This is a genomic window from Sphingopyxis sp. YF1, from assembly GCF_022701295.1.
Taxonomy (GTDB): Bacteria; Pseudomonadota; Alphaproteobacteria; order Sphingomonadales; family Sphingomonadaceae; genus Sphingopyxis.
Genome location: NZ_CP033204.1, coordinates 1,098,779 through 1,118,999, shown reverse-complemented (window position 1 = coordinate 1,118,999; position 20,221 = coordinate 1,098,779). Strand labels below are relative to the sequence as shown.

22 protein-coding genes and 1 other RNA gene are annotated in these 20,221 nt (G+C 67.0%); 6 read left to right on the top strand and 17 right to left on the bottom strand.

Annotated elements, in window-relative coordinates; genetic code table 11:
* Nucleotides 1-2 precede the first annotated feature (2 nt).
* Entirely contained in the window at nt 3-878 is an 876-nt protein-coding gene (gene dapA / locus EAO27_RS05460) for a 4-hydroxy-tetrahydrodipicolinate synthase (RefSeq protein WP_242777889.1), read from the bottom strand.
* Nucleotides 879-979: 101 nt separating this feature from the next.
* Between dapA and EAO27_RS05455 the strand changes: the two genes are divergently transcribed.
* Together EAO27_RS05455 and greB are read left to right on the top strand one after the other, a co-directional pair.
* On the top strand, nt 980-3,013 hold the full coding sequence (locus EAO27_RS05455; protein WP_242777885.1) for a lytic transglycosylase domain-containing protein: 2,034 nt from the start codon (nt 980-982) through the stop codon (nt 3,011-3,013).
* 5 nt (nt 3,014-3,018) lie between these two features.
* Nucleotides 3,019-3,501, top strand: a complete 483-nt coding sequence (gene greB / locus EAO27_RS05450; RefSeq protein ID WP_242777882.1) for a transcription elongation factor GreB — start codon at nt 3,019-3,021, stop codon at nt 3,499-3,501.
* 3 nt (nt 3,502-3,504) lie between these two features.
* On the opposite strand, the gene EAO27_RS05445 is transcribed toward greB, so the two are convergent.
* From EAO27_RS05445 to rnpB, 3 genes are all read right to left on the bottom strand, one after another.
* Complete coding sequence (locus EAO27_RS05445; protein WP_242777879.1) at nt 3,505-5,208, bottom strand: caspase family protein; 1,704 nt, start codon at nt 5,206-5,208, stop codon at nt 3,505-3,507.
* Nucleotides 5,209-5,505: 297 nt separating this feature from the next.
* Nucleotides 5,506-5,661, bottom strand: coding sequence for a hypothetical protein (locus EAO27_RS05440; RefSeq protein ID WP_242777876.1), 156 nt, complete (start codon nt 5,659-5,661; stop codon nt 5,506-5,508).
* A 73-nt stretch (nt 5,662-5,734) separates the two neighbouring features.
* Nucleotides 5,735-6,121, bottom strand: an RNA gene (gene rnpB / locus EAO27_RS05435) — RNase P RNA component class A.
* Between the two features lie 160 nt (nt 6,122-6,281).
* Here rnpB and EAO27_RS05430 point away from each other — a divergent pair.
* Nucleotides 6,282-6,827: a cytochrome b gene (locus tag EAO27_RS05430; RefSeq protein ID WP_278190153.1), complete on the top strand. Its 546-nt coding sequence runs from the start codon at nt 6,282-6,284 to the stop codon at nt 6,825-6,827.
* Between the two features lie 288 nt (nt 6,828-7,115).
* On the opposite strand, the gene EAO27_RS05425 is transcribed toward EAO27_RS05430, so the two are convergent.
* The 3 genes from EAO27_RS05425 to nadC all read right to left on the bottom strand — a co-directional run bounded on the left by EAO27_RS05425 (nt 7,116) and on the right by nadC (nt 8,998).
* Nucleotides 7,116-7,349, bottom strand: coding sequence for a hypothetical protein (locus tag EAO27_RS05425; protein WP_242777869.1), 234 nt, complete (start codon nt 7,347-7,349; stop codon nt 7,116-7,118).
* 94 nt (nt 7,350-7,443) lie between these two features.
* Nucleotides 7,444-8,166 carry a ribonuclease T(2) gene (locus EAO27_RS05420; RefSeq protein ID WP_242777866.1) on the bottom strand — a complete coding sequence of 241 codons (723 nt, stop codon included), beginning with the start codon at nt 8,164-8,166 and terminating at the stop codon, nt 7,444-7,446.
* Nucleotides 8,153-8,998 carry a carboxylating nicotinate-nucleotide diphosphorylase gene (gene nadC, locus EAO27_RS05415; RefSeq protein ID WP_242777863.1) on the bottom strand — a complete coding sequence of 282 codons (846 nt, stop codon included), beginning with the start codon at nt 8,996-8,998 and terminating at the stop codon, nt 8,153-8,155. Before nadC ends, EAO27_RS05420 begins: the two co-directional genes overlap by 14 nt.
* Before the next feature lie 105 nt (nt 8,999-9,103).
* Here nadC and EAO27_RS05410 point away from each other — a divergent pair, with 105 nt between their 5' ends.
* Nucleotides 9,104-10,240, top strand: a complete 1,137-nt coding sequence (locus tag EAO27_RS05410) for a nitronate monooxygenase (RefSeq protein ID WP_242777860.1) — start codon at nt 9,104-9,106, stop codon at nt 10,238-10,240.
* Between the two features lie 163 nt (nt 10,241-10,403).
* On the opposite strand, the gene EAO27_RS05405 is transcribed toward EAO27_RS05410, so the two are convergent.
* Entirely contained in the window at nt 10,404-10,853 is a 450-nt protein-coding gene (locus tag EAO27_RS05405) for a peptidylprolyl isomerase (protein ID WP_242777857.1), read from the bottom strand.
* Between the two features lie 169 nt (nt 10,854-11,022).
* Here EAO27_RS05405 and mgtE point away from each other — a divergent pair, with 169 nt between their 5' ends.
* Together mgtE and EAO27_RS05395 are read left to right on the top strand one after the other, a co-directional pair.
* Complete coding sequence (gene mgtE, locus EAO27_RS05400; protein ID WP_242777854.1) at nt 11,023-12,468, top strand: magnesium transporter; 1,446 nt, start codon at nt 11,023-11,025, stop codon at nt 12,466-12,468.
* A gap of 217 nt (nt 12,469-12,685) precedes the next feature.
* Nucleotides 12,686-12,811 (top strand): entericidin A/B family lipoprotein, encoded by a 126-nt coding sequence (locus tag EAO27_RS05395; protein WP_242777850.1) that lies wholly within the window; start codon nt 12,686-12,688, stop codon nt 12,809-12,811.
* Between the two features lie 21 nt (nt 12,812-12,832).
* Here the strand turns inward: EAO27_RS05395 and tatC are convergent, their stop codons facing one another.
* The 9 genes from tatC to EAO27_RS05350 all read right to left on the bottom strand — a co-directional run bounded on the left by tatC (nt 12,833) and on the right by EAO27_RS05350 (nt 20,133).
* On the bottom strand, nt 12,833-13,624 hold the full coding sequence (tatC, locus tag EAO27_RS05390) for a twin-arginine translocase subunit TatC (protein WP_242777847.1): 792 nt from the start codon (nt 13,622-13,624) through the stop codon (nt 12,833-12,835).
* Complete coding sequence (gene tatB, locus EAO27_RS05385; protein ID WP_242777844.1) at nt 13,621-14,001, bottom strand: Sec-independent protein translocase protein TatB; 381 nt, start codon at nt 13,999-14,001, stop codon at nt 13,621-13,623. Before tatB ends, tatC begins: the two co-directional genes overlap by 4 nt.
* A 32-nt stretch (nt 14,002-14,033) precedes the next feature.
* Nucleotides 14,034-14,267 (bottom strand): twin-arginine translocase TatA/TatE family subunit, encoded by a 234-nt coding sequence (locus tag EAO27_RS05380; RefSeq protein WP_242777841.1) that lies wholly within the window; start codon nt 14,265-14,267, stop codon nt 14,034-14,036.
* Between the two features lie 71 nt (nt 14,268-14,338).
* The gene (scpB, locus tag EAO27_RS05375) at nt 14,339-14,938 is read right to left on the bottom strand and encodes an SMC-Scp complex subunit ScpB (RefSeq protein WP_242777838.1); all 600 of its coding nucleotides are present in this window, start codon (nt 14,936-14,938) and stop codon (nt 14,339-14,341) included.
* Nucleotides 14,935-15,702 carry a ScpA family protein gene (locus EAO27_RS05370; protein ID WP_242777835.1) on the bottom strand — a complete coding sequence of 256 codons (768 nt, stop codon included), beginning with the start codon at nt 15,700-15,702 and terminating at the stop codon, nt 14,935-14,937. Before EAO27_RS05370 ends, scpB begins: the two co-directional genes overlap by 4 nt.
* 18 nt (nt 15,703-15,720) lie before the next feature.
* A complete protein-coding gene (gene nagZ / locus EAO27_RS05365; protein WP_242777832.1) occupies nt 15,721-16,728 on the bottom strand; it encodes a beta-N-acetylhexosaminidase in 1,008 nt (335 codons plus the stop codon).
* Nucleotides 16,729-16,833: 105 nt separating this feature from the next.
* Complete coding sequence (locus EAO27_RS05360; protein WP_242777829.1) at nt 16,834-17,598, bottom strand: SPOR domain-containing protein; 765 nt, start codon at nt 17,596-17,598, stop codon at nt 16,834-16,836.
* Entirely contained in the window at nt 17,598-19,325 is a 1,728-nt protein-coding gene (argS, locus tag EAO27_RS05355; RefSeq protein WP_242777826.1) for an arginine--tRNA ligase, read from the bottom strand. Before argS ends, EAO27_RS05360 begins: the two co-directional genes overlap by 1 nt.
* 136 nt (nt 19,326-19,461) lie before the next feature.
* Complete coding sequence (locus EAO27_RS05350; protein WP_242777823.1) at nt 19,462-20,133, bottom strand: hypothetical protein; 672 nt, start codon at nt 20,131-20,133, stop codon at nt 19,462-19,464.
* Between the last annotated feature and the right edge of the window lie 88 nt (nt 20,134-20,221).

Below are 20,221 nucleotides of genomic sequence, written 5' to 3'. Positions count from 1 at the left end.
ACCTAGATTACTCCGGCCGCGGACAGCGCGGCGTCGACGGCCGCGCGCGATGCCTCGGACGCCGGAATGATAGGTAGGCGCACTTCGGGCGAAAACCAGTCATGAACTCGCGACAGCGCATATTTCACCGGTGCGGGCGACGCGTCGGAGAACATCGCCTGGTGCAGCGCAAAGAGGCGGTCGTGCAGGCTCCGCGCGCGCGTCCACTCATCCGCGGCGCAGGCGGCGGCGAAATCGGCACACAGCCGCGGCGCGACATTCGCGGTGACCGAGATGCAGCCGGCACCGCCCATCACCGCGTGCGGGAGCCACAGATCGTCATTGCCGCTGAGCTGGCAGAAATCCGTTCCGGCACCGGCGCGATGCACGGTCACGCGCGCCAGATCGCCGCTCGCATCCTTGATCGCGACGACCGTCGGCATTTCGGCAAGCCGGCACATCGTCTCGGCGCTGATGTCGGCGACGGTGCGGCCGGGAACATTGTAGACCACGATGGGCAGGTCGCACGCGTCGGCGAGCGCGGCAAAATGGGCGAGCATGCCCGCCTGCGTCGGCTTGTTGTAATAAGGCGCGACCACCAGCGCGGCGGCTGCGCCGGCCGCCTGGGCATGGCGCATATGGCGGATCGCGGTGGCGGTATCGTTCGATCCGCAACCCGCGATCACCGGCACGCGCCCCGCCGCCGCCTCGAGGCAGGTGTCGATGACCTGATAATGTTCGTCGAAGCCGAGCGTCGGGCTCTCACCGGTCGTGCCGCACGGGACGAGCGCGCTCGTGCCCTCTTTGATCTGCCAGTCCACAAGGCGTGCGAATGCCGGGGCGTCGAACGCACCGTCGCGAAATGGCGTCACCAAGGCGGGAATCGACCCCGAAAACATGCTCCGCTCCTTTACAAAGACCGTGCCGCAATCGATACGAATGGACGGCGCGCCGCCTAATGGACGCCTATTCAGCGCCCCGCAAGGAGTTTGGCACTAACATGTCCGGCATGATTTCGTTGCCCCGCATTTCCCGCCTGGCGCTCGCCGCCGCCCTCCTCTTCCCCACCCTTGCCCATGCGAGCGAGCTGACTCCGGAGCAAATGGCGTGGTATCGCGCGCAGATGGGGCTCGCCTCGGCATCGGCGTCGCCGCCGACGAGCAGCAATTCGGTCGGCGATGCGGTGCTCGAATGGCGCCGCCTGACCGCGAACAGCGGCGCCTCGTTCGACCAGCTCTCGCGCTTCCTGATGTCGAACCCCGGCTGGCCCGACGCCGACAAGATGCGGTCCCGCGCCGAAAAGGCGATCTCGCTCGACAGCTATGACCCCGCGCGCACGCTCGCCTATTTCAAGGCCTATCCGCCGCAAACCGCGAGCGGCCACCTCCGCCACGCGCTCGCGCTCAACGCGAGCGGACGCCGTGACGAAGCCAATGCGGCGCTCCGCCGCGCCTGGACCGGCGGGGCGCTCGACGATTTCGAGACGAGCCGCGCGCTCTCGATGTTTCCGGGGGCGCTCAGCCCTGCCGATCACGATGCGCGCATGGATCGCCTCCTGTGGTCGAATGCGACCGGCGCCGCATCGCGCCAGCTCGCCTATACCTCGCCCGACAAGCGCGCGATCTTCGCCGCGCGGCTCGCGATGCGCAGCAGCGCCGTCGACGCCGCCCTGCAGGCTTCGGCGGTCGAGGCCGCCAACCCCGGGCTCACCCGCACCGATGCGGGCTATATCACCGACAAGGCGACCTGGCTGCGCAAGTCGGGCCGTGTCGGCGAGGCGCGCGCGCTGCTCTCTGCACCGCGCTCGCTCGCCAAAGCGCCGACCGACGCCGAGGAATGGCTCGAAACCCTTCTCACCAACGCGCGGCAAGCCGATGCCGGCGGCGACAAGGTCGCGGCCTATAATATCGCCAGGCAACTCGACGACGCGCTGCCGCCGGGCACGGTGGTGCGCGAAACCCCGCTCGGGGTGCGCGACGATTATACGTCGCTCGCGTGGCTCGCGGGACAGCTTGCCTTCAAGGATCTCCGCCGCCCCGGCGAGGCGGTCCGCCTGTTCCGCACCTATGGCGAGGCGGCACGCTCGGCGCAGACGCGCACCAAAGGCTTCTACTGGGCGGGCCGTGCCGCGCTCGCGGCGGGCGACCGCGCGACCGCCGACGCGCATTTCCTCGACGCCGCCCAGCATTATGACCAGTTCTACGGCCAGCTTTCGCTCGAACGGCTCGGCCGTGCGCAGCCCAAGCCGATCCCCGAACCCCGCATCCAGGTCGGCGCCACCGAACGTACCAGCTTCAACGACGACCGCCTCGTCCGCGCGGCGCGGGCGCTCGGCGAGATCGGCGCCTGGCGCGAACAGTCGCTTTTCCTGCGCGCGATCGCGCAAAAGGCGACCTCGCCCGGCGACCATGTGCTCGCGGGACAGCTCGCATCGCAAATCGGCCGCCCCGACCTTGGCGTGATGATCGGGCGCAGCGCACAGGCGAACAGCCTCGACGCGGTCGAAGTGTCGGGTTTCCCGACCGTCCGCGTTCCCGCGGGACACGAGGGCAACTGGACCTTCATCCACGCGATCACCCGGCAGGAAAGCCAGTTCGACCGCGCCGCGGTCAGCCATGCCGGCGCGCGCGGCATGATGCAGCTGATGCCGGGCACCGCGCGCGAGGTCGCCGGTAAGCTCGGGCTCGGTTACGACGCGGGGTCGCTCACCACCGATACCAACTACAACATGACGCTGGGCTCGACCTATTTCCAGCAAATGCTCCGCTATTTCGGCGGCAGCTATCCGCTCGCGGTCGCGGCGTACAACGCGGGCCCTGGCAATGTGAACAAATGGCTGCGCGCCAACGGCGACCCGCGCTCGGGCACGATCGAGATGGTCGACTGGATCGAGGCGATTCCGATCTTCGAGACGCGCAACTATGTCCAGCGCGTGCTCGAAAACGCCGTCGTCTACGACACGCTGCGCGACGGCAATGCGTCGATGCCGCAGGCGCCGCTGAGCTTCTATCTCGGCAAGCGCACCCCCGGCTGACGACCATGCAAGGGGGCAAGACGAATATCATCAGCCCGGCGGGCTTCGCCGCGCTGCGCGCCGAATATCAGGCACTGCTCGGCGACGAGCGGCCCAAGCTGGTCGAGGTGATCAGCTGGGCCGCGGGCAATGGCGACCGCAGCGAGAATGGCGACTATATCTATGGCCGCAAGCGGCTGCGCGAGATCGACCGGCGTCTCGGCTTCCTCGCGCGCCGCATGAAGGCAGCGCGCGTCGTCGACCCGTCCGAACAACCCGACAAGAGCCGCATCTGGTTCGGCGCCACCGTCGAACTGGCCGACGACGATGATGCCCGGCGCACCGTCACGCTGGTTGGCGACGACGAGGCCGAGGCGGGGGACGGGCGCATCGGCTGGAACAGCCCCCTCGCCCGCGCGCTGCGCGGCGCCGCGGTGGGCGACCTGCGCACCGTGCAGCTTCCCGCCGGTCCCAAGGAGTGGGAGGTGATGACGATCAGCTACCCCTGATCGTCACTCGCCGATCCCGGCGATCAGCTCGCGCTGGTCCGCACGCAGTTCGGGAAGGTCGCGCGCGAGCTTCGCCCAATGCGCGGCTTCCCCCGCGTCGGCGGGAATCCCGCTCCCTTTCGCATAGGCATAGGCGAGGATCGCCCGCGAGCCCGCGAAACCCGCGCGCGCGCCCACGGCGCAATCCTCGATCGCATCGCGGAGCATCCGGTCGGTGAAATCGGCCTCGCACAGCCAGTGATTGCCTTCGGGATTGCCCGCGTCGGCAAGCGCCCGCAGCCGCGCCACATTCGCCGCCCGGCTGTCCGAAAAGGCGGTCAGCGCAAAGATCGCGGCCGGGTGTCCCTTCGCGGCCGCTTCGGCATAGAGTGCCTGCGCGCGCGCATAGTCGGGCGCGCCGAACGTCCCGGCCGACAGATGATAGGCGAGATGCGTCTTAGCCTTGGCAAAACCGGCGCCGGACGCCGCTTCGTACAGGTCGCGCGCGCGGTTCCGCTCATCCGCGGAGGGCCCGGCGCCGGACAGCAGAAGGTAGGCGAGCTCGGTCTGGCCCGCGGCAAAGCCCTGCCCCGCCGACTGCTCAAGATAGGCGCGCGCACGCGCCGCGTCCTTCCGCACGCCGACCCCGAGCGAGAACATATAGCCCGCCAGCTGCTGCGCGAGCGGATACCCCGCGTCGGCCAGCCCGACAAGCTCGGCCGCCGGATGGCGCGTCAGCACGTCGGCCAGCAGCAGCGGCTCGTCCTCGACCGCCAGCCGGTCGGGCGAAATGTCGGCCAGCGGGTCGGCGGCGGCGCCGCGCGTCGCGCCCGCCGCGACCGCAGGAACGGCAGACATCGCTGGCGGGGCCGCTGCAACGGACGGCAGGTCGGCGGGCGCCACCAGATAATAGTCGTCGAACCAGCTGCCATAATGGAAGGGCTGCTGGGGGCCGTGATCCATGCCGAAGGTGCGCTTGTACACGTCGCGCGAGACGACCTTGAAATAATCGGCGATTTCGAGGCCGGGGACCGCGAGTTCCTTGACTACCGCGGCCGCAAAGGGGCTCACCGGCGACCCTGCGGGCGCATAGTCGAGCGCGGGGCGTCCCTTCGCGGTCGAATAGAAGACCGCCCCCTGTCCGATGTCGAGCAGCCCGAGCGGCGCCGAACCCGCTTCCCCCGCCGCAGCATCGACATCCTCGATGCGCACCACCGGATCGGCGGTGCGGCAGGCATCGACGAACAACAGGGTGAAGGCGCCGGGCGGTACGACGCGCTTCACCAGCGCCTCGATCGACAGATAGCGTCGTTCGACGTCGGCGCGGCGCGTCGCGGGCGGCGCGTCCATCGGGACCAGCCAGTTGCGACCGCCATATTCGAATCCATGCCCGGCATAGTAGAGGATGACCGATTTCGCGCCCTTCGCCTCGGCGGCGAAACCCGCCAGCGCCGCATCGAGCCCCTCCCTGTCGGCGTTGCGGACGATCCGCGGCACGATGCCGGCCCGCGCGAACGCGCCGCAGACCTGGTCGATATCGTTGCCGGCGTTCTTCAGCGAGGGCCATTCCCAGTCGTTATAGTCGCTGTTGCCGATGAGCAGCGCGACGCGCTCGCCCGTCAGCGGCGCGGTGCCGCAGGCCGGCTCCTGCGCGGCGGCGTCCGGCGCGATCGCGCCCAGTCCCAGCCACAGCGCCGCCATCGCGCCCATCCATCGCGTCCGTTTCATGCCGCCCATCCCTTCCCCCGCGCGAAACGCCGTCCGACCGATGGACGCCTGTCCCCGATTCGCCCCCTGCACGGCCATCGACCGGTGATCGCACAGGCAGGCTAGGCGCGCGTCCCGGTCCGCGAAAGCCCGAAAAACATCGGTGACGCACCCGCGCCGGGCGCGCGTCGGGCGCCGCGCCATCGATCTGCGATGCAAAAAGAGGAAAGCCCGATCATCGGCGGGCCAGTCGCCCCAACGGGCACGGCCGCACCCGACGCGCGCGCCGCGCTTGCCGGAGGCGATCGGACGTTCGCGTCAGGGCTCGAGCAGCACCGGCACGATCCAGATCGCCGACAGCACGACGATCACCGCGATCAGCGAAAAGGCCAGAACATAACGGACATTGTGCCCCTTGACCCCGCTGCTTGCCTCGGTTTCGGTCACCTCGACATGGTCATCGACGACTTTCATGGTTCGTCTCCCTTTCTGGTCCGCCTAATACGCGGAACGGCCGGGCGCGGTTCCGCGCCTGCGATGGGGAGAGAATGCCAGAGGGTCTGTAAGCCGGGTTCTGTCCACCCCTTTTGACGGGGGATGGGCGATCATTCCTCTAGGCGGCCGGTTGCCCGGACGCTCAAGCAGTCAACCCGGACGGCGGGACCGGAACCAGTCCTGGATTGCTCCGTGCCATCCCTATTCGACCTTGCTCCCGGTGGGGTTTGCCGTGCCGCGTCCGTTACCGTCCGCGCGGTGCGCTCTTACCGCACCCTTTCACCTTTCGCCGGACCGAGGCCCTTGGCGGTCTGCTCTCTGTGGCACTTTCCCTGACTCCGGCTTCCCGGAGCCGCCGGACGTTATCCGGCACCGTGGTTTCCGTGGAGCCCGGACTTTCCTCCCCCGCTTGCGCGGCGGCGATCGCCCGACCCTCTGGCGGACACATCATAGCGCGGTCCGCCAGCCTTTGCGAGCGTTTGCGAAGACAGCGGCTTCGGGGTGAAGCTGACGTTGACGTGTGACCAATCCCGTACTGATTGATGCGGATCAATGCAGTGCGGATTCATGCGGGGCAGCTTGGCCGCAGGAGGATCGTCATGGTGAGCGAGCGAAAACCGGATTCTTACAGTCTGCCGTCGATAACTCTCCACTGGCTTATGCTGCTGGTCATCACAGCGGTGTATGCGGCAATCGAGCTGAGGGAGTTCTGGCCCAAAGGCAGTGTACCACGCGACACGCTCAAGAATTGGCACTTCATGCTGGGATTGTCCGTCTTCGGGCTTGTCTGGCTCAGGGTCGCGGCGCGGCTCATATGGCCGGCACCAGCGCCCCTGGACGGGCCGGGCTGGCAGAAGCTGACCGCAAACGTCACTCACGTTGCTCTTTATCTTCTTATGATCGGAATGCCGATTGCCGGCTGGCTCATCCTCAGCGCCGAGGGGAAACCCATTCCCTTCTTCGGTTTCGAGCTCCCGCCGCTCACCGGTCCGAACGAGGCACTGGCGGAAGAGATCGAAGACCTTCATGGCCTCGGCGGCACGATCGGATATTGGCTGATCGGCTTCCACGCCGCGGCATCGCTGTTTCATCACTATGTTCTGAAAGACAAGCTCCTCTTGCGGATGCGCCATGCTCGAACTTGAACGTCCGGAAACGGTCGGATACCGCCTCATGAACATTGTACGCTGCGGCCGCAAAGATCGCGGCGTTGAATGACTTCTCTTTGCTCCGCGAGCCTTGCGACCGCTGCGCGAATTTTGTTCAACGCCATCTTGGTGGGCATGCCCGCAACCGATCATTTTCAGACCTTCGCTACCCCGGACTGAAATCCGGAACACATTCCGTCGGCGTTGCGAGAATGCCCGCCGGATCCAATCCGGAGTCACGACGAAAGCAAGGCTGATCTCCACCCTGCACCGGCCGACCGCCACCTAGATCAGGAACATCATCGTCGCGGTGAAGAAGATCAGGAAGCTCTGCACGAAGAGCCGGAGGTCGGACCCGTGAAAGATCGTCACCGGCTCGCGATGCTGGGCGATCGCGTGGCGCAGCGCGCCTTCCCAGTCCGCCGGCGCGTTCAGCCGCGCGATCGCCACCTGCCGCGCGCCATGGGCGCGGACGCGGTCGCGGATGTCGATGCGGATTTCTGGGTCGAAGGCGTCCATGCCCCGCAGGCTAGGACGCGCTTAACGAGTCGATAAGGTTAAAAATGCGTTAACGCGCACGCGTCCCGCCGCGGGACGCCGCGCGGCGCAGGGGTTAACGCGGCGCCGGACGGACGCGGACACTGCGCCTGTCGGCCAGCCCGCGCTGGAACGACCGGCACGCCTGCGGCTTCATCCGCGGACCGAGGCACAGGCGCACTTCGGTCAGCCAGCCCTGTTTGTCCGCCGCCACCGCCAGCATGTCGGGGCGCAGCGTCGGGTTCGCCGTGACGAAGGCGCGGCGGACCGCCCCCGCAGTCTGCGGCTTCGCCGCCAATGCCCGCATGTCGGGAAAGCGCACGCTCCCGAACATGATCGCCGCGGCGCGGAAATAGGCGTCGGGATGGGGACTCATGCAGGTGCCGTGCTTGGCCCATTCGTGCTGGAGCAGCTGCGCCGAGGGGGTCATGCACATGTTGCGGCGGAGCACCGGCTGCGGCACGATCTTCGCCGGGCGGCACCATTGCGGATAGCCGGGCGTCGCCGCCTCGGGCCACAGCCCGTGCAGTACCCAGCCGAAGCGGCCGTTCTCACCCGAACATTGGAAACGGTCGCGCGCGTCCCTGACATTACGCACCCCTGCGCAATGCTGCGGCGACCAGCTCATGCTGAGCAGATAGCCCGCGATCGGCGGATCGCGCACGGGTTCGCCGCGGCGCGGCTGTTCGAGCCGCGGGACGGGCACGCGATCGGGGGCGGTGCAGGACGGCGCCTGCGCAAGCGCGATGGTGGGCGTCAGCGCCAGCAGCGCCGCCGCGACGACCTCAGGCCAGCGCAAAATCGAGCCCGATGTCGGCCGCCGGCGCCGACTGGGTCAGCCGCCCGACCGAGACATAGGTGACGCCGGTCGCGCCGATCGCACCGATCGTGTCGAGCCGCACCCCGCCCGATGCCTCAACCGGGACGCGGCCCGCGACGATCGCGACCGATTCGCGCAGCTGATCGAGGCCCATATTGTCGAGCAGCAGGTGCGTCGCGCCCGCGCTGAGCGCGGGTTCGACCTGGTCGACGCGGTCGACCTCGACGATGATGTTCGCGATCCCCGCTGCGACCGCGCGGCGCACCGCTTCCTCGACCGATCCGGCGACCGCGACATGATTGTCCTTGATCATCGCCGCGTCCCACAGGCCCATGCGGTGGTTGGTCGCTCCGCCCATGCGCGTCGCATATTTTTCGAGCACGCGCAGGCCCGGGATCGTCTTGCGGGTGTCGAGCAACGTCGCCTTGCCGCCGAGCGCGTCGACATATTCGCGCGTCAGCGTCGCGATGCCCGACAGGTGCTGCACCGTGTTGAGCGCCGAGCGCTCGGCGGTGAGCATCGCGCGGGCATTGCCCGACAGCCGCATCAGATCGGTACCCGCGGACACCTGCGCGCCCTCTTCGACCAGGATTTCGATGGTCATGGCAGGATCGAGCGCGCGAAAGAAGGCTTCGGCGATCGGAAGGCCCGCGACGGTGATCGCGTCGCGGCTGTCCATCACCCCCTCGAACCGCGCGTCGGCAGGGATCACCGCCAGCGAGGTGACGTCGCCACCTTCGCCCAGATCTTCGACAAAAGTAGCGCGGACGAAGGCGTCGAGATCGAAGCCGGGGAGCGAGAAATCGGTCATGCCGCCCGCGATAGACGCCCCTTCGCGCAAATCAACTTGACGTTTACGTCAACTGGCGCTGACATGCACGTTCCGTGGCAACTTAGATAACATCCGGAGAGGTCCATGCTGTCCCCCATTTGCGCGATGCTCGGCATCGAATTCCCGCTCCTTGCCTTCTCGCACTGCCGCGACGTCGTCGTCGCAGTGTCGAAGGCCGGCGGCATGGGCGTCTTCGGCGCCGCCTCGCTTCCGCCCGAACGGCTCGAGGAAGAGCTGGCATGGATCGACGACCATATCGGCGGGCGTCCCTATGGTGTCGACCTGATCGTCCCCAACAGCTTCGTCGGCAAGGGCGAGGCACCGTCGGCCGCCATCCCGCAGATCCCCGAAACGCACCTCGCCTTCGCGGCCGGGCTGCTCGCGAAACATGGCGTCGATTCGTCGGGCCTTACCGAAGCGATGGCGGGACGCCAGAGCTTCGGCGACAACATGCACGAAGACGGCGCGGCAAAGCTGCTCGAGGTCGCCTTCCGCCATCCGATCGGCCTGATCGCCAACGCGCTCGGCGTGCCGCCGCCGCTGATGCTCGAACTCGGCAAGCGCAACAACGTCCCCGTCGCCGCGCTCGTCGGCACCCGCGACCATGCGCTCGCCCAGGTCCGCGCTGGCGTCGACATTCTCGTCGTCGCCGGCGGCGAGGCCGGCGGCCATTGTGGCGAGGTGGCGACGATGGTGCTGGTGCCCGAGGTTGCGGCGGCGCTCGACGCGGTCGGCGCGACGACGCCGATCCTCGCCGCGGGCGGCATCGTCACCGGGCGCCAGATGGCGGCATCGATGGCGATGGGCGCGCACGGCGCCTGGACCGGGTCGGTGTGGCTGACCACTGCCGAGGCCGAGACCAATCCGGTGGTAAAGGAAAAGATGCTAGCCGCCTCGTCGCGCGACACGGTGCGTTCGAAGAGCCGCACCGGAAAGCCTTCACGCCAGCTCCGCTCGCCGTGGACCGACGCATGGGAAGCCGAGGGCGCACCCAAGCCGCTGCCGATGCCGCTCCAGTCGCTGGTCAGCGAACCCGCGCTGCGCAAGGTCGACAAATTGTCGGAAGGTGGCCACGAGGGCGCCCGGACGCTCGCGACCTACTGGGTCGGGCAGGGCGTCGGCCTGATGAACGAGGCGATGAGCGCGGGGCAGGTCGTGCAGGCTTTCAAGGAAGACTGGATCGCCGCCTGCGAACGGCTGAACGGGTTCGTCGGGGATTGACCGTTCCGATCCTCCCTGTCGCGCAGCGATGGGGAGGTGACAGCCCGGAGGGCTGACGGAGGGGCCGAGCAGCGACAAGCGCTCGCTATCTCACGGCCCCTCCACCATGCTTCGCATGGCCCCCTCCCCATGCCTGCGGCACGGGGAGGATTGGCTAGATCGCTTACGCGACGGTCGCCTTGACGATCTTGCCAGGTTCGCGCGGCGGCTCGCCCTTGGGCAGCGCGTCGACATTGTCCATGCCTTCGATCACTTCGCCCCAGACGGTGTACTGGTTGTCGAGGAAGCGCGCATCGTCGAAGCAGATGAAGAACTGGCTGTTCGCGCTGTTCGGGTTCTGCGCGCGCGCCATCGAGCACACCCCACGAACGTGCGGTTCGGCACTGAATTCCTGCGGCAGATCGGGAAGCTTGCTGCCCCCCATGCCGGTGCCCGTCGGGTCGCCGCCCTGCGCCATGAAGCCGGGGATCACGCGGTGAAAGACGACACCGTCGTAAAAGCCTTCGCTGGCGAGACCGGTGATGCGTTCGACATGCTGGGGCGCGAGATCGGGACGCAGGCGGATGACGACGTCGCCGGTCGACAGCGACAGGGTGAGGGTCTGGTCGGTCATAAAAGCTCCTGTAAGCGGGATGGCCGGTGCCATAGCCGCGTGACGCGCCAAAGCCACGTATAATTTGCGGACGCCGGCCCGCACGGCGTTGCCATCGCGGCGGGCGGCGACTAGGGGGTAGAGCGTTTCGCCGCCGGGTCTGCCGGCATCTGACAGGGAAGGCCGCGCGATGGACAAACGCGAAGACTCCCTGCCCGCCGAGGATGTGCGGATCGATGACGGCCGCGACACGGCACCCGTCGCCGAGACCGAGCTCGACGAAGACGACCGGCTGAAACCCGAATTCGTCCGCGACGTCATCGACCTTGCCGAATCGGGCGAGGAAGAAGCCGCCCGCGAACGCGTCGGCCGCCTCCATCCCGCCGACATCGCCGACCTTTTCGAACTCGCGAGCGCCGACGAACGCCCGATGCTCGCCGCGGTGCTCGGCGACCTCCTCTCCGCCGACGTGCTCGCGGAGATGAACGACTATGTGCGCGAGGAACTGATCGACCTCCTCGGGCCCGAACAGGTCGCCGAACTGGCGTCCGAGATGGATACCGACGACGCCGTCGCGATCATCGAGGATCTTGAAGAAGACGAACAGCAAGCGGTGCTCGAGGCGATGGAGCCCGAGGATCGCGCGGCGATCGAGGATGCGCTCTCCTTCCCCGAGGAAACCGCCGGCCGACTGATGCAGCGCGAATTCGTCGCGGTGCCCGAACATGTCACTGTCGGCGACGTCATCGACCGCCTGCGCGAAGATGTCGAACTGACGAGCGACTTCTGGGAAATCTTCGTCGTCGATCCGATGCACAGGCCGGTCGGCACCTGCCAGCTCAGCTGGATCCTGCGCACCCCGCGCGACATCGCGATCAGCGACGTGATGAAGCGCGAACAGACGCTCATCCCGGTCGACATGGACCAGGAAGAGGTCGCGCTACGGTTCCAGAAATATGCGCTGATCTCGGCCGCGGTCATCGACAAGGCGGGCCGGCTGGTCGGCATGATCACCGTCGACGACGTCGTCCACATCATCCAGGAAGAAGCAGGCGAGGATATCCTGCGCCTGTCGGGCGCCGGCGACGGCGACATCAACGAACCGATCCGCGAAACCTATGTCGCGCGCGTGCGCTGGCTCGTCGCCAATCTCGGCACCGCGCTCGTCGCCTCGTCGATCGTCGGGTTTTTCGGCGGCGCGATCGAACATATGGTCGCGCTCGCCGCCCTGATGCCGATCGTCGCCGGGGTCGGCGGCAACGCCGGCACGCAGACGCTGGCGGTCACGGTGCGCGCGCTGGCGATGAACCAGCTCACCGATTCGAACAGTTGGCGCGCCATTTTTCGCGAGATGAAGATCGCGCTGCTCAACGGCGGGACGATCGCGGCGATCGCCGGCGTCGCCACCGCGCTATGGTTCGGCAACCCGCTGCTCGGCGGGGTCATCGCCGCGGCGATGATCGTCAACATCTTCGTCGCCGGGGTTGCCGGGGTCGCGATCCCGCTGCTGCTCGACCGGCTCGACCAGGACCCCGCTGTCGCCAGCTCGATCTTCGTCACGATGACGACCGATTCCATGGGCTTCCTAGCCTTTCTGGGGCTCGCCGTGGCCAGCGGGCTCACCTCGTTCGCGTGACAAAGCGCTGGAATCGCAAACAATTCAAATGAATCGGAAAAAATTTCGCCTCACGCATTTTTTTCGGGAACTTATCGGCACGCTGGGCCGTTTCCCATTCGAGCAGCGGTCATCGCCCCCCCGCAGCGCTGCTCAGCAACATTGGCCCGGCCCGCATTCCCTCCCCCCCCTCGAAGCGTGCCGGGCCATTTTGCACTCAGCTTCAAACGAGGTTCCCATGACGAGTTTTCGCGCAATCCTCTTGGCCCTGCTTGCCAGCCTTCTGGTCTCTGGCTGCAACACGGTGAAAGGCGTCGGCCGCGACATTGAATCGGTCGGCGATGCGGCAGACCGGGCCATCTAGGACCCGGGCTGCACTTGCCCCCTAGGCCTCTTCGAGAGGCTCGACAGGCGCCGCTTCGGCGCCTGTTTTGCGTCGGCGCCGGGTGAACCAGATCGCAAAGATCGACAGTTCGTAGAGCAGGATCAACGGCACCGCGAGCAGGAACTGGCTGAGGATATCGGGCGGCGTCGCCACCGCGGCGATCGCAAAGGCCGCAACGATCATGTAGCGCCGCGCCGAGATCAGCTGCTCGCGCGTGACGATGCCGGCGCGTTCGATGAGCATCAGCAGGATCGGCAGCAGGAAGGCGATGCCGAACGCCATGATGAACTGCATGATGAAGCTGAGATAGTTGGCGACCGAGGGCAAGGCTTCCTGCTGGATACCGCCGAGGTCGCCCTGGAAACCGAGCAGGAATTTGAGCGCGACCGGTACCGTCACGAAATAGGCGAGACAGGCGCCCGCCGCGAACAGCAGCGGCGTCGCGAGAAGAAAGGGCAGCAGCGCGCGCTTTTCCTGGCGATAGAGCCCCGGCGCGACGAATTTCCAAAGCTGGTTGGCGATCACCGGAAAGGCGATCATCATCGCCGCGAACAGCGCCACCTTGATCTGGACGAAAAAGGCCTCGAACAGCTGGGTATAGATGATCTTGCCCTGCCCCGCATCGACGAGCGGACGGACGAGAACGCGGAAGATATCCTCGGCGAAATAGAAGCAGACTCCGAACGCGATCGCGATCGCGAACAGCGACTTCAGCATGCGCGAGCGAAGCTCGATCAGATGATCGAGCAGCGGCATCTTGCCGCCCGCGCCGTCCTCTGCGTCCGCACTCATGGCAGCGGTCCGTCCTTCGGCGGGACGGCGTGGGTTTCGGGTGCCGGATCGGGCTTGGTCGCCGCGGCCGCCTCGTCCGCCGATGCGTCGGACGGCGTGCTCGTCGCCGGATTCACCGACGGTGCGTCCGGGCCGTCGAGGCGCGGAAATTCGCGCATGATCGCGTCATTCTGGGCGCGCCACTGCTTCTCCAGTTCCTCGAGCTCGGCTTCGCGCATCATCGTGTCGAGCCCCGAGCGGAAATGCCGCGCCATGCCGCGGGCCTTGCCGACCCATTTCCCGACAAAGCGCATCGCCTTAGGCAGGTCCTTGGGGCCGATGACGACCAAGGCCACCACCACCACGAGCAGCAACTCGGTGGGCGCTACGTCGAACATCTACTGTGATTTCCCCCGCAGGCGGAACGCGATCAGAGCGTGTCGCGGTCGGCCGTCGCGGTCGGCGACGGGGTCACATCGGGTGCACGCTGGCCTTCGAGATGCTTGGGCGCCGGCGGCGGCACATCGTCGTCGGCCATGCCCTTCTTGAAGCTTTTGATACCCTTGGCAACGTCGCCCATCATGTCCGAAAAGCGCCCCTTGCCGAACAGCAACAGGACCAGAATCCCGACGATCAGCCAGTGCCAGATGCTCAAACCACCCATCTCAAATTCTCCTTGAGCCGCCCATATAGGAGCAAGCCCTGCCGAATGCACGTCTGCGATTGAAAAAAGCGTCAGGCCTCTTCGCCGTCCTTGACCAGATCGAGCTCGCCCATCGCCTCTTCGAAAGCAAGATCGACCGGGTCGAGCAGCCCCGCGGCGCGCAGGTCCTCGATTCCCGGTAAATCCCTGCGGCTGCTAAGACCGAAATGCTGCAAAAATGCGTCGGTGGTCCTGTAGATCAGCGGGCGCCCGGGCACCTCGCGCCGCCCCGCCGGGGCTATCCATTCGGCCTCCATCAGCACGTCGAGCGTACCTTTCGAGGTCTGGACGCCGCGGATCGCCTCGATCTCCGCGCGACTGACGGGTTCGTGATAGGCGACGATCGCCAGCACCTCCGACGCGGCACGCGACAGTTTGCGCGGGTCGTCGCGCTCGCGGCGCAGCAAATGCGCAAGGTCGGCCGGGGTCTGGAAATGCCAATGTCCGCCGCGCTCGACCAGCTCGATACCGCTGCCCGCATGGCGCGCGGCGATCACCTGGATGACCGCCCTGACTTCGGAAACCGGCATATCCTCGGCGAACCGCGCCGCGATCTGGCGCGCGTCGAGCGGGGCATCGCTGGCAAAGAGCATCGCCTCTATCGCCCGTTCGCGGTCGTCGATTGCCATCATCCCTGCGCTGCTTTCAGGTAGAGCGGTTCGAACGCGCCGTCCTGCCGGAGGTCGACGCGCCCCTGCCGCGCGAGCTCGAGTGCGGCGACAAAGCTGGACGCGATCGCCGACCGGCGCAAGGGGCCCCGATAGTCGGCGGGCAGGAAATCGGAGAGTTCGGCCCAGTCGAGCTTCACCCCGATCAGCCTTTGGAGATGCTGGAGCGCAGCGTCGAGCGTGACGACGGGGCGCCGCGCGACCATATGGACGACCGGCTCGTTGCGGGCCTTCACTTGGCCATAGGCGGCGAGCAAGTCATAAAGGCTGGCGTCCCAGCGCCGCATCCGGACATCGTGCAGTCCCTCGGGCGCGGGGCGCAGGAAGACATCGCGCCCGACCCGGTCGCGCGCGAGCAGGCGCGCCGCCGCCTCGCGCATCGCTGCGAGGCGCTGGAGCCGCAATTGCAGGCGCAGCGCGAGTTCGTCAGGCGAGGGCTCCTCGAGCGGATCCTTGGGCAGCAGCAGAGCCGATTTGAGATAGGCGAGCCACGCCGCCATCACCAGATAATCGGCCGCCACCTCCAGCTTCGCGCGCATCTCGGCGATGAAGCCCAGATATTGCTCGACCAGCTGGAGAATCGAAATCTGCCTGAGGTCGACCTTCTGGCTGCGCGCCAGCGTCAACAAAAGGTCAAGCGGACCTTCCCAGCTCTCGAGGCTGAGCTGGAGCGCGTCCTCACGCTCGGCCGCGGGTGCCACGTCGAAAGCGAGCGGCAATTCCTCCATCGGCGGCTCAGGCTCCCGTCATGCGAGCGCCAGCAACGCGTCGCGCTGGTCGACGAGCATCGCGAACTGGCGTTCGTCGTGCGTTCCTGCAATGCGGTCCATCGCGCCTTCCAGCCGTGCCAGCGACACGGTGCTGATCGGGTCGAGGCTGTTGGCGATGCCGACCATGTCGTCCATCTTGCCCCAGCAGTTGAGCGCGATGTCGCAGCCCGCGGCGACCGCAGCGGCGGCACGCGACGGGACGTCGCCGGACAGCGCCTCCATGTCGAGGTCGTCGCTCATCAACAGGCCGTGGAAACCGACGCGCTGGCGGATGACGCTGTCGATGACCAGCGGCGACAGCGTCGCCGGCCGATCGGGATCCCAGGCTGTGAAGACGACGTGGCACGTCATCGCCATCGCCGCGTCGCGCAGCGCGGCGAAGGGCGCGAGATCGCTCTGAAGGTCGCGGTCGGACGCCGCGACCACGGGCAGTTCCTTGTGCGAATCGAGCATCGCGCGGCCGTGCCCCGGAATATGCTTGACGATGCCGACAACGCCGCCGTCCTGCAGGCCCGACAGGATCGCGCGGCCCAGCGCCGCCACGCGCATCGGCTCGCTGCCGAGCGCGCGATCGCCGATCACGTCGCTGGCGCCCGGCTGGCGAACGTCGAGAAGCGGCAGGCAATCGACCGTGATCCCGACCTCCGACAGCATCGACGCAAGCGCCATCGCGTTCAGGCGCGCCGCCTCGATCGCGCTCGCGGGTGCGCGGTCGTAGAGCGCATCGAACGCCGCTCCGCTCGGAAAGGCGGGCCATTCGGGGGCCCTCATCCGCGCGACGCGCCCGCCCTCCTGATCGATCAGGATCGGCAGGTTCGCTCGTCCGTCGAGATCACGAAGGCTGTCGGTGAGCCTTCGCAACTGATTGCGGTTTTCGATGTTGCGGCCAAAGAGGATGTAGCCAGCCGGATCGCTGTCGCGAAAAAAAGCGCGCTCGTCGTCGGTGAGGGTCAGGCCCGAAAGGCCGAAAATGGCAGGTATCATTATACGTCAGCCTCCATCGGTCGCCGCCCCCGACAGCGACCCACGGCACAAAAATGGCACGGCAAGCTTGTCAATCCAATCACTACTGCGGCGGACCGGGCCGATTCAGCGAACGATGACGCAATTTTCGCCGGCAACGCGCAATTTCCCGCAAAGGGCCTGAGCGTTGGCGACCGAACCGGCCGACACGCGCAGGCGATAGACATGTCCGCTTTCGACCGTCGCAGGCGAAACCGATTTGCCGAGATCGGCGAGATAGGCGAAGCGCTTCGACAAATTGGTCCAGGCCTGGTTTGCCGCCGCTTCGCTGCGAAACGCACCAAGCTGGATCATCGCCGCACCCGACGCAGGGGGCGGCGCCTTTTCGGCGGCGGCGGTCTTGATCGACGTCGCCGCGGGCTTGTCCTTGCCCTTTTCGACGGCCTTTGCCGCCAGCGCCTTTGCTGCCGCGGCCTTGTCGGCTTCGACCTTCTGAGCCGCCTTTGCAGCGGCCTCGCGCTCGGCCGGGGTCGCGGCGGGTTCCTCGGGCATGCGGCTCGGGTCGACCTTGCCCGCCGGCAGGACGCCCTCGGTCGCGGCGAAGCTCGCGTCGCCTTCGCCTTCGAAGGTCTTCGCCGAGTCATTCTTGGGCGCGACCTTGTAATCGCCCTTCTGCGCGACGATCAGTTCGCCCTGCCCGCGCGCGCCGCCGTTCTGGATCCACCACAGCCCGCCCAGAACCGCGCCGATCAACACCAGCCCGCCCAGCACCATGACGAGCAGGCGCGTCGGCGAAACCTCGCCGTCATCCTCATAGTCGTCGGCCGCTTCGAGCCACGGCAACCGGTCTTCGTCCTCCAGCCCCAGTCCGGCGTCCTTGTCCTCGGCCATCAATGCAACTCCTCGAGCGCCTCCACCCCCATCAAGTGAAGCCCGTTGCGGATAACCTGCCCGATTCCATCGGCCAAATAAAGCCGCGTCGCGGTAAGTTCGGGATCGTTCGGCAGAACGATCCGCGCCTCCGGCTCGTCGTTGCCGAGATTGTACCACGAATGGAATGCAGCCGCGACCTCGGCGAGGAAGAATGCGATCCGGTGCGGCTCGCGTGCCGACGCCGCCGATTCGACGGTGCGCGGGAATTGCGCCAGCAGTTTGACCAGGCCGAGCTCGTGCGCGCCCAGCCGGGCCGGCGCGGGCGCAGGAAGCACGATGCCGGCATCGGCGGCCTTCTGGCGAAGCCGCGAAATACGGGCATGGGCATATTGCAGGTACCACACGGGATTATCGCGCGAGGCCTCGACCACCTTGGCGAAATCGAAGTCCATCTGCGCGTCGGCCTTGCGGGTAAGCATGGTGAAGCGCACCGCATCCTTGCCAACCTCGTCGACGACGTCGGCGAGCGTGACGAAATTGCCCGCGCGCTTCGACATCTTGAACGGCTCACCATTCTTAAGCAGCCGCACCATCTGCACCAGCTTGACGTCGAACTTCTTCGTGCCGCCGGTCAGCGCGGCAACCGCCGCCTTGATCCGCTTGACGGTGCCGGCGTGGTCGGCGCCCCAGATATCGATCAACTCGTCGGCGTCCTGCGCCTTCTGGAAATGATAGGCGAGGTCGGCGCCGAAATAGGTCCAGCTTCCATCCGATTTCTTGATCGGGCGATCCTGATCATCGCCGAATTTCGTCGAGCGGAACAGCGGCAGTTCGACCGGCTCCCAATCCTCGGGCGTCTCGCCCTTGGGCGCTTCGAGCACGCCGTCATAGACTAGGTCGTGCTCGCGCAGCCAGGCTTCCGCAGCCGCTGGCTTCCCCGCCGCCTGCAGTTCCGCTTCTGACGAAAAGAGGTCGTGGTGGATGCCGAGCTTGGCAAGATCGGCGCGGATCATATCCATCATCGCGCTCACCGCTTCGGCACGGAACAGGCCGAGCCAGGCGCTGTCGGGCGCGCCGACGAAACGGTCACCATATTCGGTGGCGAGCTTCTGCGCGACGGGGATCAGATAATCGCCGGGATAGAGACCCTCGGGGATCGCGCCGACCTCCTCGCCCAGCGCTTCGCGATACCGCATGTGCACCGACCGCGCGAGGACGTCGACCTGCGCGCCCGCATCGTTGACATAATATTCGCGGATCACGCGATGCCCCGCATATTCGAGCAACGCCGCGAGCGCATCGCCGACGACCGCACCGCGGCAATGACCCACGTGCATCGGACCGGTCGGGTTTGCCGAGACATATTCGACGTTGACGGTGCGCCCCTGTCCCGTCGTCGAGCGGCCATATTCGCCGGCATCGGCATGGATCGAAGCGAGTTCGTCGCGCCAGCTGTCGTCGACGAGGCGCAGGTTGATGAAGCCGGGACCCGCGACGCTCGCCTCGACGACTTCGTCGAGCGCGCCGAGTTCGGCAACCAGCAGGTCCGCAAGCGCGCGCGGGTTCATGCCTGCCGGCTTGGCGAGCACCATCGCCGCGTTGGTCGCGACATCGCCGTGCGCGGGATCGCGCGGCGGTTCGACGCTGATCGCGCGGCGATCGAGCCCGGCGGGGATCGCACCGCGCGCGGCCAGCGCGTCGAGCGCGGCGCCGATATGGTCGGAAAAACGGCTGAACAGGGTCACGGGTCTAGCCTAACTTTGAACGAGGGGGATTGCCGCGCGCCCTATAACAGCTTGGGCAACGCGAAAAGCCCTGCGTCGCCCGGATGGCGCGCAGGGCAAAAACGAAGCGCACGGCGCGGGGCGCCGCCGCCGGACCTTATCGTCGGACGTTATATTCGAGCTGGTCCTGCGTCAGCTGGAAACCGACGAGCAGCTCGAAGCTCGCGCGCTGCACCGCGGTGCGGACCTCCGGAATGCTCAGCGGATCGACCGCGGCGTCCTGGTCGCCCGCTTTGCGCTTGCGCGTGATGCGTTCCATGATGTCGGCGGGCAGCGTCGCGGCGGAGCGGTCGACATAGGCCGAGGCCTGTCCCTTGCCGGTGCCGCGCGTCTGGCCATCGGCAAAATTGACGGTCACGCTGCCCAGCCGCTTCGACACGACGGCGGTGCCGCCCTGCACGACGGTGGCGAAATAGGGGATGGTGATCTGGCGCGCGGGACCGGCGTCGCGCCGCGTCGCCACCACGTCGAAATCGGCGAGCTGATAGACTTTCTCGCCGCTGTCGTTGCACTGCGGCACCAGGTTGGTGATCGCCGCGACCACGTCGATCGCCGCGGCGTCGCGGCTGGTCGCAGGGTCGAACAGCGTGATGTCGCCGGTGTGCAGCGGCACCGCGACGGCGGGGCATGCCGACCGCGTCGAGGTGATGCCGACGCCGCCCGAAACGTCGATTTCATTGTCCTTCGCGCAGCCCGCCACCGTCGCCATGGCCGCAGTGCCGCAAAGCACGGCGAGAAACTTGCGCGGCGGAAACGAAATGGGGTTCATGATGGTCAGGCTTTCCAATTTGGGCGAAGCGGGGACGGACAATCCCAACTCCATGCGCGCCGCTTCTTATCGGTGCGATGAACGGCGC

Excerpts from the sequence above, each read along its gene's own strand:
- dapA (WP_242777889.1), bottom strand. The coding sequence starts at position 878 with ATGTTTTCGGGGTCGATTCCCGCCTTGGTGACGCCATTTCGCGACGGT.
- EAO27_RS05455 (WP_242777885.1), top strand. The coding sequence starts at position 980 with ATGTCCGGCATGATTTCGTTGCCCCGCATTTCCCGCCTGGCGCTCGCC.
- greB (WP_242777882.1), top strand. The coding sequence starts at position 3,019 with ATGCAAGGGGGCAAGACGAATATCATCAGCCCGGCGGGCTTCGCCGCG.
- EAO27_RS05445 (WP_242777879.1), bottom strand. The coding sequence starts at position 5,208 with ATGAAACGGACGCGATGGATGGGCGCGATGGCGGCGCTGTGGCTGGGA.
- EAO27_RS05440 (WP_242777876.1), bottom strand. The coding sequence starts at position 5,661 with ATGAAAGTCGTCGATGACCATGTCGAGGTGACCGAAACCGAGGCAAGC.
- EAO27_RS05430 (WP_278190153.1), top strand. The coding sequence starts at position 6,282 with ATGGTGAGCGAGCGAAAACCGGATTCTTACAGTCTGCCGTCGATAACT.
- EAO27_RS05425 (WP_242777869.1), bottom strand. The coding sequence starts at position 7,349 with ATGGACGCCTTCGACCCAGAAATCCGCATCGACATCCGCGACCGCGTC.
- nadC (WP_242777863.1), bottom strand. The coding sequence starts at position 8,998 with ATGACCGATTTCTCGCTCCCCGGCTTCGATCTCGACGCCTTCGTCCGC.
- EAO27_RS05410 (WP_242777860.1), top strand. The coding sequence starts at position 9,104 with ATGCTGTCCCCCATTTGCGCGATGCTCGGCATCGAATTCCCGCTCCTT.
- EAO27_RS05405 (WP_242777857.1), bottom strand. The coding sequence starts at position 10,853 with ATGACCGACCAGACCCTCACCCTGTCGCTGTCGACCGGCGACGTCGTC.
- mgtE (WP_242777854.1), top strand. The coding sequence starts at position 11,023 with ATGGACAAACGCGAAGACTCCCTGCCCGCCGAGGATGTGCGGATCGAT.
- EAO27_RS05395 (WP_242777850.1), top strand. The coding sequence starts at position 12,686 with ATGACGAGTTTTCGCGCAATCCTCTTGGCCCTGCTTGCCAGCCTTCTG.
- tatC (WP_242777847.1), bottom strand. The coding sequence starts at position 13,624 with ATGAGTGCGGACGCAGAGGACGGCGCGGGCGGCAAGATGCCGCTGCTC.
- tatB (WP_242777844.1), bottom strand. The coding sequence starts at position 14,001 with ATGTTCGACGTAGCGCCCACCGAGTTGCTGCTCGTGGTGGTGGTGGCC.
- EAO27_RS05380 (WP_242777841.1), bottom strand. The coding sequence starts at position 14,267 with ATGGGTGGTTTGAGCATCTGGCACTGGCTGATCGTCGGGATTCTGGTC.
- scpB (WP_242777838.1), bottom strand. The coding sequence starts at position 14,938 with ATGATGGCAATCGACGACCGCGAACGGGCGATAGAGGCGATGCTCTTT.
- EAO27_RS05370 (WP_242777835.1), bottom strand. The coding sequence starts at position 15,702 with ATGGAGGAATTGCCGCTCGCTTTCGACGTGGCACCCGCGGCCGAGCGT.
- nagZ (WP_242777832.1), bottom strand. The coding sequence starts at position 16,728 with ATGATACCTGCCATTTTCGGCCTTTCGGGCCTGACCCTCACCGACGAC.
- EAO27_RS05360 (WP_242777829.1), bottom strand. The coding sequence starts at position 17,598 with ATGGCCGAGGACAAGGACGCCGGACTGGGGCTGGAGGACGAAGACCGG.
- EAO27_RS05350 (WP_242777823.1), bottom strand. The coding sequence starts at position 20,133 with ATGAACCCCATTTCGTTTCCGCCGCGCAAGTTTCTCGCCGTGCTTTGC.